Consider the following 16,124-nt stretch of genomic DNA (forward strand, 5'->3'; position numbering starts at 1 on the left):
GCGCCGGCGGCGGGGGGGGGGGGGGGCGGCCCCCCCCGGCCGGCCCCCCCCCCCCCCCCACCACAGGGTCAGACCTTGAATTGGCGCAGCAGGCCGTCGAGCTGTTCGCTCAGGCCACGTAAATGCACACTCGCCACACTCGACTGTTCTGCCGCCAACGCCGTGCTGTGGGACAAGCCCGCGGCTTGGGTGACGTTCTGGTTGATGTCCTCCACCACGTGGGCCTGTTGCAGGGTGGCGCTGGCAATCGAGGCATTGAGGCCATTGAGGTTGCGCAGCGCCTGGCCGATGGCGGTCAGGCTGGCCCCGGCCTGGCCGGCTTGTTCGATGGTCAGTTGCGAGGCGCTGTGGCTGTCGCTGATCACCTTGACCGCGGCTTCCGAGTGGCCTTGCAGGCGTTCGATCATGCCCTGGATTTCGGCAGTGGATTTTTGCGTGCGCTGGGCCAAAAGCCGCACTTCATCGGCCACCACGGCGAAGCCACGTCCTTGTTCACCGGCGCGGGCTGCTTCAATCGCGGCGTTGAGGGCCAGCAGGTTGGTCTGGTCGGCAATCGAGCGGATCACTTCAAGCACGCTGCCGATCTGGGTACTTTCCGCAGACAGGGTGCGAATCACTTCCACTGCCTGGCTGATGGTGCTGGAGAGCTGGTCAATCTGCTGCAGGCTGCCGTCGATATTCACTTGGCCTTGCTGCGCCTGAGCCTGGGCGTCGCGCATTTCGCTGGCGGCGTGTTCGGCGTTCTTGGCCACGTCCTGCACGCCGTAGGTGACTTCGTTGATGGCGGTGGCCACCAGTTCCATCTGCTGGGATTGTTGCTGGCTGCGGTCATGGGCCTGGGTCGCGTTGCTGCCCAGTTCTTGGGACGACTGGCCCAGTGCATTGGCGCACACCTGCAATTGGCCCACTACCTGGCGCAGCTTGGCGGTGAAGCTGTTGAAATGCCGGGACAGTTGGGTGACTTCGTCCTGACCATGGGTATCGAGGCTGCGGGTCAGGTCGCTTTCGCCGCTGGCGATGTTACCCATGGCGTTCACCGCGTCCTGCAACGGCCGCACAATACTGCGTGCGATCAGTGAGACCAGCAGCGCCATCACCAGTGCGATCCCCAGGCCGATGAACGAGGCTTTCCAGACCTGGCCGCTGAACTCGGCCTGCACATCGTCGACGTACACACCGGAGCCGATGATCCAGCCCCACGGTTCGAACAGTTGGATATACGAGGTCTTGGCCACCGGCGCTTCGGCGCCCGGTTTTGGCCAACGATAGTTGACGATGCCGGCGCCCTTGGCCTTGGCCAGGATCACGAACTCGTTGAACACGGCAAACCCGTCAGGGTCGCGGATGGCCGAGAGGTTCTGGCCGTCGAGCTTGGGGTTGGCCGGGTGCATGATCATCACGGGCGTGAGGTCATTGATCCAGAAATAGTCGTCATGGTCGTAACGCAAGCCACGCACCGCGCTCAAGGCTTGCTTCTGGGCGGCTTCGCGGGTCATCACGCCCGTGGTTTCGAGGCCATGATAAAACGTCAGGATCCCACTGGCGGTCTGGACTACGTGCTGGGTCTGCTGGCTCTTGGCCTGGTACAGGTCGTCATGAATCTGCTTGAGCATCAGCAAACCCAAGGCCAGCAGCATCAGCACGGCGACTATCAGGATCAGCCACAGGCGCCGGCTGATCGACATATTGCGCAAACTGTTCATCGTCCTGTCACTCCGTGCTTTTATAATTGTGGGTGCTGCATCGACTTTTCCGCCTTGTCTGATAGGCTTTCGGCCTGTATTCGGAAAACCTGAGTACTGTCTGATTTTTCACAAGATTTTTGCAGGTCGGGGTTGAAACTCAACACCGCGTCTTGTCGTCAGTGAACCATTAAAAAGATTAACGAGGCTTGCCATAGCGCAAGACCTTTGGGGGAAGCATGGATTTTTGGACCGCCATACAGGCATTGATTCTTGGCGTTGTGGAGGGGCTGACCGAGTTCCTGCCGATTTCCAGCACCGGCCACCAGATCATCGTCGCCGACTTGCTCGACTTTACCGGCGATCGCTTCAATGCGTTCAACATCATTATCCAGCTGGGCGCGATTCTGGCGGTGGTGTGGGAGTTTCGCGGCAAGATTTTCGAAGTGGTCAGCGGCCTGCCGACCCAGCGCAAGGCCCAGCGGTTTACCGTCAACCTGCTGATCGCCTTCCTGCCGGCGGTGGTGCTGGGGGTGATTTTTGCCGACCTGATTCACCACTACCTATTCAACCCGATCACCGTAGCCACGGCGTTGGTGGTGGGTGGCGTCATCATGTTGTGGGCCGAGCGCCGCGAGCATGAAGTGCATGCCGAAACCGTCGATGACATCACTTGGAAAGACGCGCTCAAGGTCGGCATGGCCCAGTGCCTGGCGATGATCCCAGGGACTTCGCGTTCCGGCTCGACCATCATTGGTGGCTTGCTATTTGGGCTGTCGCGCAAGACCGCCACCGAATTCTCGTTCTTCCTGGCGATGCCGACCATGGTCGGTGCGGCGGTGTATTCGGGCTACAAGTACCGTGACCTGTTCCAGCCTGCGGACTTGCCGGTGTTCGCCATTGGCTTTGTGACCTCGTTCATCTTCGCGATGATCGCAGTGAAGGGCTTGCTCAAATTCATTGCCAGCCACAGCTACGCGGTGTTTGCGTGGTACCGCATTGCGTTCGGTTTGCTGATCCTGGCGACCTGGCAGTTCGGTTGGATCGACTGGGCGGCCGCCAAGGCATGATGATCCAGCACCCCCGCCTGAAGGCGGCGATCTTCGTGCTGCTGTGTGCAGCGCCGTTGCTGGGCTCGGTGCTGGTGTGGCAGCGCGGCGAGACTGTGATTCCGCTGGCGGCTTATGGCGTGGTCAGCGTGATCGCGTTCTTCCTTTACTGGAGCGACAAGCGCAAGGCGCGCACCGACAGTTGGCGCACCCCGGAAAATATCCTGCACGCTGTGGAACTGGCGGGCGGATGGCCGGGGGCGTTGATTGCGCAGCAGGTGTTTCGGCACAAGACGCGCAAGGTGTCTTATCAGGTGTTGTTTTGGGTGATTGTGTTGCTGCATCAGGTGTTCTGGCTGGATCAGTTGGTCCTGGGGGGCACCTTGCTTTCAGTGCTCTAGGCTTGGGCCAGACCTGTGGTGAGGGAGCTTGCTCTGATGGTCGACCGAGCTGTATCAGGTGTAATAGATCAAAATGTGGGAGCGGGCTTGCCCGCGAAAGCTATGTGTCAGGCGCTAGAGTTCTGAGATCGGAGTACATATCCATTTATTTGGTAACGGCTGATATTGGTTCCGCCCTTACGGCGGGTCACTTTTGGAAGAGCGCCAAAAGTAACCAAAAACGCTTCGCCCCACCACTCGGCACCTCGCCTAGGCTCGGTGTGCCCTCACTCCGGCCAGCGTGGTTGACGGGGCGCCTGAGATCAAAAGCAAATCAAAAGCAGAGCAACCGATATTCACTTAGATACCTAGGTGCGATTGCGTCAATCGTCCAGCAACAACCCAATCTGCGTACGCTTGGGCAACTTGCCGACGACAAGCTGGTGAGAGCGCCGCAACAACCCACGCAACTCCTCAGCACCCAGTGGATACGGCGTATTCATGATGACCCACTGCGCCCGCGCCAGGTACGGCGCCGGGTGAATACCTGGGCGGTCCACATGGCCGAGGAACAACTCCTTGTCGACCTTGAACGCCAACGACTCACCCCGCAGGTTCTGCAGCGCGAACATCTTGTTGCCCGCAATCGAAAATACGCGCACACCGCCCCATTTATAGTCCTCCCGCGCGCCGGGCAGGCTTAGGCAGAACGCGGCGACTTGTTCCTCGGTCATCTTCATAGCAGGCGGTCTCCGCAACCTTTGAAACCTTCTTCCAGATAATCGATCCAGGCACGAATGGCCGGCAACACGCCGCGACGATGCGGGTACACCGCCTGTAACCAGCCGCCGGGCAAGGACCACTCCGGCAGGAGTTGCACCAACCGGCCGTTGGCCAATTCCTCTTCGCAATACATCATCGGCAGTACGGTAAAACCCAGGCCCATGATGGCGCTGGCCTTGCGCACGATGAAATCGTCGATACCCAGCCGTGCTTCCATCGCCAGGTCGTGGGTGTTGCCCTGGGGGTCGAGGATGCGTTGATGCACCAGGCGATCCGCCTCCAACGCACCCAGGATCGGTAGCTGCTTGAGATCTTCAAGGGTCGCCACCTGGCGGCCGTGCATCAGCACGGGGCTGGCCACCAGCACCGTCTGGGCTTGACGCAGGCGTTTGGTGACCAGCAGCGGGTCCTCGTCCCCCAATTCGCGCACCCGCAAGGCGACGTCGATGCCTTCAGCGACCAGATCGACGCGGCGGTTGACCAGCGTCATCTCCAGTTGCACCTGGGGATGAGCCGCCAGAAACCCGGCCACCAATTCCGGCAGGATGTGCTGGGCCATGCCCACCGGGCAACTGACCCGCAGCCGTCCACGGGGCTCGCTGGACATGCTGGCCACCGCCTCATCGGCCATTTCCGCTTCCAGCAGCATCGCCTGGCAATGCCGCAGGTAGCGCTCGCCGACGGCGGTGAGGGTGAGTTGGCGGGTAGTGCGCTGCAACAGGCGCGCGCCGAGGCGTTCTTCCAGTTCGGCGATGCGCCGCGACAGCCGCGACTTGGGAATCCCCAGCAGCCGGCCGGCGGCGGCGAAGCCACCGGCTTCCACCACTTTGGCGAAATAGTAGAGGTCGTTGAGGTCTTGCATGGGCAACCTATTGTCCTGTCAGTGGGACGAACTATCCGCGTCTGACGAGGGCAAATCCACTACAAATGTGCGCCGGCCATCAACACGTACTTCACGTGCACATACTCCTCGATGCCGTAATAGCTGCCTTCACGGCCGTAACCGGACTGTTTGATGCCACCAAACGGCACGGAAGCGGTGCCCACTGATCCTGAGTTGAGGATCACCATGCCGGCCTCCAACTGGCGCGACAGGCGCAACGACCGTCCCAGTGCGCTGGTGTAGGCGTAGGCCACCAGGCCGAATTCGGTCTGGTTGGCGCGGTTGATCACTTCGGCTTCATTCTTGAACGAATAGATAGCGAACACCGGGCCGAAGATCTCCTCGGTCGCCAGGGGAGAATCGTCCTGCAAGCCAGTTAATACCGTCGGCTCGTAGAACAGACCGCCTTTGGCGTGGGGCTTGCCGCCCATCAACACCTTGGCCCCGGCGGCCTTGGCGTCTGCCACCAGGCGCGTCACCTTATCGAAGCCCAGTTGATTGATCATTGGTCCGACCACAAAGTCTTCACGCAAGCCTTGGTCCACTTCGATCTCGGCCACGGCGCGCTTCAAACGCTTGATGAAATCCTCGAGGATGCTGTGTTGCACGAAGATGCGGTTTGGAGAGATGCACACCTGGCCGGAGTTGCGCAGTTTGGCGCTGACCAGTCCTTTCACCGCTTCGTCGAGGTTGGCGTCCTGGAACACGATAAACGGCGCATTGCCGCCCAGTTCCAGGGTCATCTTCTTGATGCTGGCAGCGCATTGTGCGGCGAGCAACTTTCCGACGCCGGTGGAGCCGGTGAACGAGATTTTGCGGATGCGTGGGTCACCGGTCAGGATCGGGCCAATTTCGTTCGGGTCGCCCACCACCACTTCCAGAACGCCTTCCTCAATCCCGGCCTTGCGCGCGTACTCCAGCAACTTGAGGGCGGTGAGTGGGGTGTCTTCAGCGGGTTTGATCACCATGGTGCAGCCGGCCGCCAGCGCCGTGGCGACCTTGCGGGTGATCATCATGAACGGGAAGTTCCACGGAGTGATGGCGGCGACGGGGCCGATGGCTTCCTTGGTCACCATCACATTGGCATTGCGGTCGTGAGTGGGAATGGTGTCGCCGTACACGCGCTTGGCCTCTTCGGCGTACCACTCGATAAAGCCCAGGCCGTAGTCGATTTCGCCGCGGGCTTCGCTCAGGCACTTGCCGTTTTCGCGACAGAGCAGTTCGGCGAAGGCTTCCTTGTCGGCTTTTACCGCGTCGTGCCAGCGGCGCAGGATGTCGCTGCGTTCCTTGGCAAGCTTGGAGGACCAGTCAGCGAAGGCGACACAGATGCGGTCGACGGCAGCCTTGACCTCGTTTGCGGTGTGCTTGGCGACACGGCCGATTTCTTCACCGTTGGCAGGGTTGTAGACGATAAGCATGGGGGAGATCTCCGAGGGCTGAAAGTGCTGTTTCAGGCTACGCAAGTGCGGTATTCGAGCGAATATCCATTCCAATGTGCTGATTGCCTATTCCTATTAGTCCGTAGCCTCTTGGTGGATTGCGCGTTAACGTGGCGTTTTACGCAAAGGCCAGCAGTCATGGATCGCACAGGCAGAATCATCGAGCTGATGGGCGCTTTAGCGCCTGTGGAAGGCTATAACCTGAGCACACTGGATGACGTGCGTTTCCTGCGCTCCAATCGCCCATTACATCGGGTCCCGGTGCTGTACGACCCCGGCATTGTGATTGTCTGCCAGGGGCAAAAACGTGGTTACCTGGGGGATGACGTTTACTTGTATGACGCCCAGCACTACCTGGTGGTGTCGGTGCCGGTGCCCTTCACCATGGAGACCGACGCCAGTGAAGCCGAGCCGATGCTCGCGGTGTACCTGCGCCTGGACTTCACCCTCGCGGCGGAGCTGATGGTGGCGCTGGATGACTTCCCCCAATTGATCGAGGCCAAACCACGGGGCATGTATTCGTCACCCATGGATGACCGGCTCAGTGAGTCATTGCTGCGCTTCCTGCAAGCGATGAGCGTGCCGATGGATGCGCAGATTCTCGGGCCGGCCTTGATGCGCGAGATCTACTATCGAATCCTGACGGGCGAGCAGGGTGGTTCGATGCGTGCGGCCCTGAATCGCCAGGGCCAGTTCGGCAAGGTGGCGCGTGCGATTCGCAAGATCCATGGGTGCTATCACCAGCACCTGGACGTAGAAGTGCTGGCTCGGGAGGCGATGATGAGTGTGCCGAGCTTTCACGCGCATTTTCGCACCGTCACCGACACCTCGCCGATGCAGTACCTCAAGTCAACGCGCTTGCACCAGGCGCGCCTATTGATGCTGCGCAGCGATATTACCGCCGCCACGGCCAGTGCTCAGGTCGGATACGAAAGCGCCTCGCAGTTCAGCCGCGAGTTCAAACGCTTTTTTGGGCGCACGCCCCAGGCAGAGATCCAGTGGATGAAACGTACCTACGCTTTGCCCGCGCCGACGTCAGCGTCGATCTATGTGTCGTCGCACTGAGCATTGTCCTGCCAGCAGGACAAACAGTCGCATTTCAGCTGTCTAATCGTTCATTCGAATCATCTGTAGGATCAACCCCACTTGATCGCCACGTCGCGATCCTCACTTGGAGATCCCACATGAAACTGTTGCATATCGATTCCAGCATCCTCGGCGACAACTCGGCGTCCCGTCAGCTCAGCGCTGGTGTGGTCAAGGCTTGGCAAGCGGCTGAGCCGGGCGTGGAAGTGACCTACCGTGACGTGGCCGCCGAAGGCTTCAACCACTTCTCCGGCGCAACCCTGGGCGCCTTGGGCACTCCGGCTGATCAGCGTAGCGCTGCGCAGCAACATGAAGCTGAGCTCAGCGCCAAGACCCTGGCTGAATTCCTCGCCGCCGACGCGGTGGTCATCGCCGCCCCAATGTACAACTTCACCATCCCGACTCAATTGAAAGCCTGGATCGACCGCATCGCCGTCGCCGGCCAAACGTTCCGTTACTCCGAAGCCGGCCCCGAAGGCCTGTGCGGCAACAAGAAAGTCATCGTTGTGTCGACGTCGGGCGGCCTGCACGCCGGCCAAGCGACCGGCGTGGCCCATGAAGATTATCTGAAAGTGCTGCTGGGATTCCTCGGCATCACCGACATCGAATTCGTCCGCGCCCACGGCCTGGCGTATGGCGATGAGTTCCGCAGCAAGTCCCTGAGCGACGCCAACGTACTCATCAACGAACAATTGTTCGCGGCTGCGTAAAGCTTAGGTAAAACCCTGCCTTTCACCGTTTCATTCTGAAACGGGACGTCTAAACTCTGTATTCTGATCGCCTCAAAACGACCGGACTACGGAGTTTTTTCGTTTACCCGCTGTCATTACTTTGGCCCAGGTTATGCACGCATGGGTTTATCACCCGGTCGAGCGCCTTGAACCATGGACTTTTCAACCCGACATGCCGGTCTTTATGCAGCAAAGGTGGACATCCTCATGATGCGTCTTTGTGCTGTTATGGTTCTTTCCTTGCTCGGTGGCCTGGTTTCAGTGCACGCCGCACCTGCGCCGCACCCCCATTGGAGTGTGGGCTTCCATCGCATGACCTTCCTTGATCCGCTGGATTTGCAGCCGATGAAGGCCATCGCCTTCTATCCCTCCACCGGGCTTGAGCACAGCACACCGCTGGGCGCCTATCGTGTCGCCGCCACGGAAGATTCCAAGATTGCCATCGGCCGTTTCCCGATGCTGATGCTGTCGCACGGCAACACCGGCACGCCGCTGGCCTTGCACGACCTGGCCACCTCGCTGGCGCGCAAAGGCTTTGTGGTGGTGGCAGTGCTGCATCCTGGCGACAACTACAAAGACCACAGCCGCCTGGGCACGGTGAGTAACCTGTATGGCCGGCCGATCCAGATTTCCGAAGCGATCACCGCCACCTTGGGCGACCCGATGCTATCGCCGTTCGTCAATGTGGATCAGGTGGGCGTGATCGGTTATTCAGCGGGCGGCGAAACTGCGTTGATCCTGGCGGGTGCCAAGCCGGACTTCGACCGCCTGCGCCGCTACTGCCAGGAACGCCCGGAAGACCGTGACGCCTGCACCACCAAAGGCGAACTGGTGGTGGACCGCGACGACCTGCAACCGCAATCCGATCCGCGTATTCATGCTTTGATGTTGATGGCCCCGTTGAGCCTGATGTTCGGCCGTCACACCCTGGCCGACGTGCATGTGCCGGTGCTGCTCTACAGTGGCGACGGCGACAAGCTGGTGGCCGTGGACAAGAACGCTGCGGCGCTGGCGCGCAAACTGCCGGAACCGCCGGACTTCAAGCTATTGGCCGGGGCAGGGCACTTCGTGTTCATGGCGCCGTGTGACAGCGATCAGTTGGCGGCCATGCCCGCGATTTGCACCGATGCCGATGGTGTCGACCGCGAAGGTATTCACCGTGACCTGATTTCCGAGGCGGGGCGATTTTTCAGCCACACACTCGGCCAATCCACCCGCGCCGGGATGCAGACGGCAGATCAGTAAGCGCGACGCTTGAGCAGAACGGTCACGCCCAAGGCAGTCACCGACAACAGCGCGGCGCAGAAGAAGATCCAACCATAGCCGAGGTTCAGTGCCACGGCGCCCATCAACGGTCCTGCAATCGCCAGGGCCAAATCAAAGAACACCGCGTAAGCACTCAGGCCTGCACCTCGGCTGCTATTGGGCACCTGCTTGATGGCTTCCACGCCGAGCGCCGGGTACACCAGCGACAAGCCAAAACCGGTCAGCCCTGCGCCAATCAACGCCACGCCCGTCGATGGCGCCAGCCATAGCAGCGTCAGGCCCAGGGTCTCGATGGTCATGCAGGCGATGGCGGCACGAAAGCCGCCAAACCGGCTGATGGCAGAGATAAACACCAACCGCGACAGGATAAAGCACACGCCAAACACCGTCAGGCAGTACGCTGCACCGGCCCAGCCGCGATTGAGGTAGTACAGCGTAATAAAGGTGGTGAGGGTGCCGTAGCCAATGGAGGCCAGGCACAAGCTGGCGCCAAAGGGCGCGATACGCCCGAACACCGCCCAGAACGGCAAACGCTCACCGCGCACTACCGGCACTGAGGGTTTATTGCGGATCAGTACCAGGCCCAGCGCGGACAATACGGCCAGTGCAATGCCGAGGCTGTTGTAGCTGTATTCAGCCACCATCACCACGCCGAGCGGCGCACCAATGGCGATGGCTCCGTAGGACGCGATGCCGTTCCAGGAGATCGAGCGTGCCGTGTGTTCCGCGCCCACCGCGCCCATGCACCAACTGATGGTGCCCACGCCGATCAGCCCTTGAGCCACACCCAGCAACAGTCGGCCGACGATCAAAATGCCCAGGCTCAAGACGGGCATGCTCTGTAGCAATGTCGCAAAGAATGTCAGCACGCCGCTGACCAGAATCCCCGCCAACCCCAACACAATCGCGCGCTTAGTGCCGACGTTGTCCGACATGCGCCCGGCCATGGGCCGACTGAGCAAGGTCGCCAGGTATTGCGAGCCGATCGTAACCCCGGCCACCACGGCGCTGAAACCCAGTTGCTCATGCACATAGCCAGGAATCACCGCGATTGGCAGGCCGATGCAGATAAACGCGATGAAGGTATAGAAGACAATGGAGACGATCTGCAAGGTGATCGACAGGGAGTTGGGGGCGGCGGCAGACATGGGCACTCGTTCGCGGGCGGGCGGTGAGGGCATCATGGCAAGGGGAGGAGAGAAAAGGAAGCTGCCTAACGATAAACTCGGGCGGGCTCCTACAGGGTATGCATCAATAAAAAACCCCGTCATAGGACGGGGTTTTTTATTCGGCGCGCGGTGCTTAGAACACTACACCCTGGCTACGCAGGTAATCATCATAGGTGCCGCTGAAGTCGATCACGCCTGTGGCGCTCAGCTCGATGATGCGTGTGGCCAGGGACGATACGAACTCACGGTCGTGGCTGACGAAGATCAGCGTGCCCGGGTAGTTCTCCAGCGCCAGGTTCAGCGCCTCGATGGACTCCATGTCCAAGTGGTTGGTCGGTTCGTCCATGATCAGCACGTTCGGCTTTTGCAGGATCAGCTTGCCGAACAGCATGCGGCCTTGCTCACCACCGGAAATCACCTTCACCGACTTCTGGATCTCGTCGTTGGAGAACAGCATGCGACCCAGGGTGCCACGGATCATTTGCTCGCCTTGGGTCCACTGGCCCATCCAGTCGAACAGGGTCACGTCGTCTTCGAAGTCGTGGGCATGGTCCTGGGCGTAGTAGCCCAGCTCTGCAGCGTCGGTCCACTTGATGCTGCCGGCGTCCGGGGTCAATTCGTTGACCAGGGTACGCAGCAGGGTGGTCTTGCCAATACCGTTCGGGCCGATGATCGCCACGCGCTCGCCAGCTTCAACCTGGAAGCTGAAGTCTTTGAACAGCGGCTTGCCGTCGAAGCCTTTGGCCATTTTTTCGACCATGACTGCCTGACGGTGCAGCTTTTTGTTCTGCTCGAAACGGATGAACGGGCTCACGCGGCTCGATGGCTTGACTTCGGCCAACTGGATCTTGTCGATCGCCTTGGCACGGGAAGTGGCCTGCTTGGCTTTCGAGGCGTTGGCCGAGAAGCGGCTGACGAAGGATTGCAGTTCGGAGATCTGCGCCTTCTTCTTGGCGTTGTCCGACAGCAGTTGCTCGCGGGACTGGGTCGCTACGGTCATGTACTCGTCGTAGTTGCCCGGGAACAGGCGCAGCTCGCCGTAGTCCAGGTCAGCCATGTGGGTGCACACGCTGTTCAGGAAGTGACGGTCGTGAGAGATGATGATCATCAGGCTGGAACGCTGGGTCAGGATGTTTTCCAGCCAGCGAATGGTGTTGATGTCCAAGTGGTTGGTCGGTTCGTCGAGCAACAGCACTTCAGGATCGGAGAACAGCGCCTGGGCCAGCAATACGCGTAGTTTCCAGCCTGGAGACACTTCGCTCATCGGGCCGAAGTGTTGCTCCAACGGGATACCCAGGCCCAGCAGCAGCTCACCGGCACGGGATTCGGCGGTGTAGCCGTCCATCTCGGCGAACTCGGTTTCCAGCTCGGCAACGGCCATGCCGTCTTCTTCGCTCATTTCCGGCAGCGAGTAGATGCGGTCGCGCTCGGCCTTGACCTTCCACAGCTCTTCGTGACCCATGATCACGGTGTCGAGCACGGTGAATTCTTCGTAGGCGAACTGGTCCTGGCGCAGTTTACCCAAGCGTACGTTCGGCTCCAGCATGACCTGGCCGCCGGACGGATCGAGGTCGCCGCCAAGGATTTTCATGAAGGTCGACTTGCCGCAACCGTTGGCACCGATCAAACCATAACGGTTGCCGGCGCCGAACTTGACCGAGACGTTCTCGAAGAGCGGCTTGGCGCCGAACTGCATGGTGATGTTAGCTGTGGAGATCAATTACTTTACCTATCAATGGGTTGCGAGCGTGGCGGCAGGAGCCTTCAGGCATGCGTCAACAGCGACATCGAGGCGCGAAACCCGGTCGCTGAGCAGAAAATTTTGGATGTGTGTTGGAATTTGGCGCGCATTGTCGCATATGTCAGGCGACAGTTGTATGTCCGGCGAAGGATGGTTTTGCCAAGGTCTCCGGCATCGCCAGCCACAGCAGTGCCAACGCCAGCGCCGCCACGCCGGCCAGGGTCAGGAAGGCCGCGTTGTAGCCGGCCTGTTGCACCACGAAACCCGCCAGGCTGCTGCTCAATGCCGCGCCCAGGCCGAAGACGGTGGAGAGGGCGCCCAGGCTGACGTTGAAACGTCCGGTGCCTTGGGTCAGGTCCTTGACGATCACCGGGAACAGCGCACCGAAGATCCCGGCGCCGATGCCGTCGAGCATCTGCACGGCCACCAGCCAGTACGGATCGCTGGACAGCGTATAAAGCACGCCACGCAGCGGCAGGATCATGAAGCCAGCCATCAGCAAGGGCTTGCGTCCCCAGATGTCGGCCTTGAGCCCGACTAGCCAAGCCATCGGTACCATTACCAACTGCGCGGCGACGATGCATGCCGACGTCAGCGGCGTGGCCATCTGCAGGTTGATCTGCGAGAGTTTCTGGCTGACCAGCGGCAGCATCGCGGCGTTGGCCAGGTGGAACAGGGCACAGCAGATGGCGAACAGCAGCAGTGGGCGGTTGGCGAGCAACACGCGGATACCGGAGGGTTGTTCGTGGTCAGTGTGATGCTCCGGGTCAAAACCTCGGGCGACTTCATGGTCGATCGCCTCAGCCGACACGCAACTGATCGCAATAACGCTGGCCACCGCCATAAACGCCATCAGGTAGAACACCACCACCGGCCCGAACAGATACGCCAAGCCGCCGGCCAACAGCGCCGCCACGGCGTTGCCGGCGTGGTTGAAGGTTTCGTTGCGCCCGGTACGGCGGGTGAACGCGCGTGGCCCGGTAATGCCCAGGGAGATCGCGCTGATGGCCGGTGCGAATACGGACGCGGCGACGGCGCTGGCGGCCTGGGTCAACGCCACCAGGCTGAAGGAACTGACAAAGGGCAGCAGCAGGCAGCTGCCGGTTACCACGATGGCGGCCAATGCGACTACCGCGCGCTTGCTGCGGGTGCGGTCGATCAGTGCACCCGCCGGTCCTTGGGTGAGTAGGGCAGCGATGCCTGCCAGGGTCATGACCACGCCGATGCTGGCCGGGTCCCATTTGTGTACGGCCAGCAAATAAATGGCCAGATAGGGGCCGAGGCCGTCGCGCACATCCGCCAGGAAGAAGTTCAGGCTGTCCAGGGACAAGGTGTTGCGCAGATCGGAGTGTTTGGCCACGGCGCGGTCTTCGGAGATGGCGTTCAAGGGCTGAACACGCATTGCGTTAATGACCTGTGGGGCCTGCGTTAAGTTTCGTGCGCTGCTCGGGTTTTAATCCGAGGGCACTTGGCTTATTTTCTGACACCCGCTTTCGTGAATACTTGGAGAAGCAATGGACATGCCTTCAGCTCAACAGGCGATTGCCAGCAACAAGGACGCCTGGGACCAATCCGCCGACTTGCACAAAGCCACTGACACTTGGAGCGCGTTGCTCAACAGTGTCGGCGCGGCTGACTTTTCTTGCCTGGACCCCACGCTGACCGGCGTGTTGCGAGAAGTGGGCGTGGACGGTAAGGATGTGGTGCAACTGTGCTGCAACAATGGCCGCGAAAGCCTTTCGCTGTACGGCCTGGGCGCGCGTTCGGTGGTGGGCGTCGATCAATCCCGTGCGTTTCTGGAACAGGCCCGTGAACTGGCCGAGGTCTCACCGCACAACCCTGAGTTTATAGAAAGTGATATCCACCAGTTGCCGCAAGAGTTGCAGGCGCGCTTCGATATCGCTTTGGTGACCATTGGCGTGTTGGGCTGGATGCCGGATGTGGGGCAGTTCATGCGCCATGTCGCCAGCACCTTGAAGCCCGGTGGCACCTTGGTGATGTATGAAACCCACCCGTTCCTGGAGGTGTTTGATCCACGGGCGCAGAACCCTTTCCTGCCGGCCAGTTCCTACTTTCAGCGCGAGCCGTTTGTGCTGCAGGAGTCAATTGTCTACGAAGGCCAGGGCGAGGTTGCTGGGCCGACTTCTTATTGGTACGTGCACACTTTGGGCGACGTGGTCACTGCAGCGATCTGCGCACAGTTGCAGATCAGCCACCTGCAGGAGTATCCGCATTCCAACCGCGAAGAGGTGTACGACCAGTACGAGCAGCAGCCTGCGCAATTGCCGATGTGCTTTACGTTGACTGCCACCAAACGTCCCGATTGAGGGGCTTTTCAGTGGCGTCGCAGGAACGTGCGCATGGTTTGCCCTGGGCCCGTACTGAAAATGGTTGGCCTGGGCATACCTTCGTCGGCTGCAATGAATGCAAATTCCTCACCGTCAAGGCGATAGCTGGCGGGCAAGTGTTTACCTGCGTCATCTCCCATGGAGTCAATCCAGGTAATGCTCTTTGGCACGGTGCTGCTGTCCAGGAAAAAACGTCCTGCCAGCAACACCTCGCCGCTGACAGTCTTCACTTCGAAGCAGTCGCCACTGATCGTGGTGATCGCGCCAGGGGCACTGTGGGCATCGATGGGGTTGAGCATGCCGCTGTCTTCGAGTGACGTCTGCTCCCACGCACCTTGGAGGGCTTGAAAGTCCGCATCTGTAACGGATGACATACAAATTCCTTTTTGCTGAAGGGTGAATCGTCGATGGCGACGCCAAAGCGGCGCATTTTTATCATTTGAGCGCTGATTGCGCATCACATTCACAAGACAGCTTTTCACAATTCCTAGTTAACTTTTAGTTACAACCTGTGGCTAAATAACTAGCAAAGGGCCACGAACCGGGTTGTCACTGAGCCGGTCGAGCCGATTGTGTGAATCGTGATTTCAGGTGCTGCTATCCAACCTCGGCCGTTGTGGGCACGCAGGAGCAGCCTGTTCTCTTCTGACATGTGACGAAATCTCTTGAAACTCATCATTGTTGTTCTCTACGTTGCCTCGATTGCGTATGTACACCTGCGTGGCCGGGTGCGGCACAAGCTGGGCCGCCAGCTCAGTGATCATTCGACCTTCCTGGCGCCGATCAACTGCTTTCTCTACCTCTTCTCCAAACTGCCCAGCCGGCCGTATCTGTCGCCCAGCGATTTCCCTGACCTGAGCCCGCTCCAGGAACACTGGGAAGAAATCCGCCTGGAAGGGCAGAACTTGATGCGTGCCGGCGAGATCAAGCGCTCGGACCAATACAACGACGTGGGTTTCAACTCGTTCTTCAAGTCGGGCTGGAAGCGTTTCTACCTCAAATGGTATGGCGACAGCCATCCGTCAGCGATGAAGCTGTGCCCGCGCACCACTGAGTTGGTACAAAGCATCGGTTCGATCAAGGCCGCGATGTTCGCCGAGCTGCCACCCGGTTCCAAACTGGTACGCCATCGTGATCCGTATGCCGGCTCGTACCGCTATCACCTGGGCCTGGATACCCCGAATGACCCCGGCTGCTACATCAATGTGGACGGCGAAAACTACTACTGGCGTGACGGTGAGCCGGTAATGTTCGACGAGACCTACATCCACTACGCCGAAAACACCACGCAGCAGAACCGCATCATTCTGTTCTGCGACGTCGAGCGCCCGATGAAGTACCGCTGGGCCGCTGCGTTCAACCGCTGGTTCAGCCGTAACGTGATGGCGGCTGCAGGTTCGCCCAACGATGACGGTGACAAGACCGGTGGGCTCAACCGCGCGTTCACGCGCCTGTACAAGATTCGTCTGCGCGGTAAAGAGCTGAAAAAGCGCAATCGTACGCGCTACTACCTGGAAAAATGGGCGATCTTTGCTGGGTTGGCGGCGATTTTCCTGCTGATCTGAGT

15 protein-coding genes are annotated in these 16,124 nt (G+C 60.1%); 7 read left to right on the forward strand and 8 right to left on the reverse strand.

Going from position 1 to position 16,124, the window contains the following annotated elements; translation table 11 throughout:
• Positions 1-68 precede the first annotated feature (68 nt).
• Positions 69-1,703, reverse strand: coding sequence for a methyl-accepting chemotaxis protein (locus tag WH299_RS04320; protein WP_122726819.1), 1,635 nt, complete (start codon positions 1,701-1,703; stop codon positions 69-71).
• Positions 1,704-1,921: 218 nt separating this feature from the next.
• Between WH299_RS04320 and WH299_RS04325 the strand changes: the two genes are divergently transcribed.
• Together WH299_RS04325 and WH299_RS04330 are read left to right on the forward strand one after the other, a co-directional pair.
• Positions 1,922-2,752, forward strand: coding sequence for an undecaprenyl-diphosphate phosphatase (locus WH299_RS04325; protein WP_122726821.1), 831 nt, complete (start codon positions 1,922-1,924; stop codon positions 2,750-2,752).
• Complete coding sequence (locus WH299_RS04330; RefSeq protein ID WP_122726823.1) at positions 2,749-3,132, forward strand: DUF1294 domain-containing protein; 384 nt, start codon at positions 2,749-2,751, stop codon at positions 3,130-3,132. Before WH299_RS04325 ends, WH299_RS04330 begins: the two co-directional genes overlap by 4 nt.
• Before the next feature lie 362 nt (positions 3,133-3,494).
• Here WH299_RS04330 and WH299_RS04335 read toward each other — a convergent pair whose 3' ends face one another.
• From WH299_RS04335 to WH299_RS04345, 3 genes are read right to left on the reverse strand one after another with little or no spacing between them, the layout of a single operon-like run.
• The gene (locus tag WH299_RS04335) at positions 3,495-3,851 is read right to left on the reverse strand and encodes an MmcQ/YjbR family DNA-binding protein (protein WP_339549672.1); all 357 of its coding nucleotides are present in this window, start codon (positions 3,849-3,851) and stop codon (positions 3,495-3,497) included.
• Positions 3,848-4,756, reverse strand: a complete 909-nt coding sequence (locus WH299_RS04340; RefSeq protein ID WP_122726828.1) for a LysR substrate-binding domain-containing protein — start codon at positions 4,754-4,756, stop codon at positions 3,848-3,850. The genes WH299_RS04335 and WH299_RS04340 overlap by 4 nt, the downstream gene beginning before the upstream one ends.
• 59 nt (positions 4,757-4,815) lie before the next feature.
• Complete coding sequence (locus WH299_RS04345) at positions 4,816-6,195, reverse strand: NAD-dependent succinate-semialdehyde dehydrogenase (RefSeq protein ID WP_339549673.1); 1,380 nt, start codon at positions 6,193-6,195, stop codon at positions 4,816-4,818.
• Between the two features lie 159 nt (positions 6,196-6,354).
• Between WH299_RS04345 and WH299_RS04350 the strand changes: the two genes are divergently transcribed.
• The 3 genes from WH299_RS04350 (at position 6,355) to WH299_RS04360 (ending at position 9,278) form a co-directional block, all read left to right on the forward strand.
• On the forward strand, positions 6,355-7,281 hold the full coding sequence (locus tag WH299_RS04350) for an AraC family transcriptional regulator (RefSeq protein WP_339549674.1): 927 nt from the start codon (positions 6,355-6,357) through the stop codon (positions 7,279-7,281).
• A gap of 119 nt (positions 7,282-7,400) precedes the next feature.
• The gene (locus tag WH299_RS04355) at positions 7,401-8,012 is read left to right on the forward strand and encodes an FMN-dependent NADH-azoreductase (protein ID WP_122726835.1); all 612 of its coding nucleotides are present in this window, start codon (positions 7,401-7,403) and stop codon (positions 8,010-8,012) included.
• Between the two features lie 228 nt (positions 8,013-8,240).
• Complete coding sequence (locus WH299_RS04360; RefSeq protein WP_028616041.1) at positions 8,241-9,278, forward strand: alpha/beta hydrolase family protein; 1,038 nt, start codon at positions 8,241-8,243, stop codon at positions 9,276-9,278.
• On the opposite strand, the gene WH299_RS04365 is transcribed toward WH299_RS04360, so the two are convergent.
• The 3 genes from WH299_RS04365 to WH299_RS04375 all read right to left on the reverse strand — a co-directional run bounded on the left by WH299_RS04365 (position 9,272) and on the right by WH299_RS04375 (position 13,569).
• Positions 9,272-10,447, reverse strand: a complete 1,176-nt coding sequence (locus WH299_RS04365) for an MFS transporter (RefSeq protein ID WP_339549675.1) — start codon at positions 10,445-10,447, stop codon at positions 9,272-9,274. The two genes, WH299_RS04360 and WH299_RS04365, sit on opposite strands and share 7 nt — an antisense overlap.
• Positions 10,448-10,601: 154 nt before the next feature.
• Positions 10,602-12,188 carry an ABC-F family ATPase gene (locus WH299_RS04370; protein WP_028616043.1) on the reverse strand — a complete coding sequence of 529 codons (1,587 nt, stop codon included), beginning with the start codon at positions 12,186-12,188 and terminating at the stop codon, positions 10,602-10,604.
• 142 nt (positions 12,189-12,330) lie between these two features.
• The gene (locus WH299_RS04375; RefSeq protein ID WP_123477823.1) at positions 12,331-13,569 is read right to left on the reverse strand and encodes an MFS transporter; all 1,239 of its coding nucleotides are present in this window, start codon (positions 13,567-13,569) and stop codon (positions 12,331-12,333) included.
• 154 nt (positions 13,570-13,723) lie between these two features.
• On the opposite strand from WH299_RS04375, the gene WH299_RS04380 reads away from it, so the two are divergent.
• Positions 13,724-14,536, forward strand: coding sequence for a class I SAM-dependent methyltransferase (locus WH299_RS04380; protein ID WP_339549676.1), 813 nt, complete (start codon positions 13,724-13,726; stop codon positions 14,534-14,536).
• An 8-nt stretch (positions 14,537-14,544) separates the two neighbouring features.
• Here WH299_RS04380 and WH299_RS04385 read toward each other — a convergent pair whose 3' ends face one another.
• A complete protein-coding gene (locus tag WH299_RS04385) occupies positions 14,545-14,931 on the reverse strand; it encodes a TIGR03067 domain-containing protein (protein ID WP_339549677.1) in 387 nt (128 codons plus the stop codon).
• Positions 14,932-15,222: 291 nt separating this feature from the next.
• On the opposite strand from WH299_RS04385, the gene lpxO reads away from it, so the two are divergent.
• Positions 15,223-16,122, forward strand: a complete 900-nt coding sequence (gene lpxO, locus WH299_RS04390) for a lipid A hydroxylase LpxO (RefSeq protein ID WP_122726845.1) — start codon at positions 15,223-15,225, stop codon at positions 16,120-16,122.
• The last annotated feature ends 2 nt before the right edge of the window (positions 16,123-16,124 follow it).

Source organism: Pseudomonas sp. MYb541, from assembly GCF_037479595.1.
GTDB classification, from domain to species: domain Bacteria; phylum Pseudomonadota; class Gammaproteobacteria; order Pseudomonadales; family Pseudomonadaceae; genus Aquipseudomonas; species Aquipseudomonas canadensis.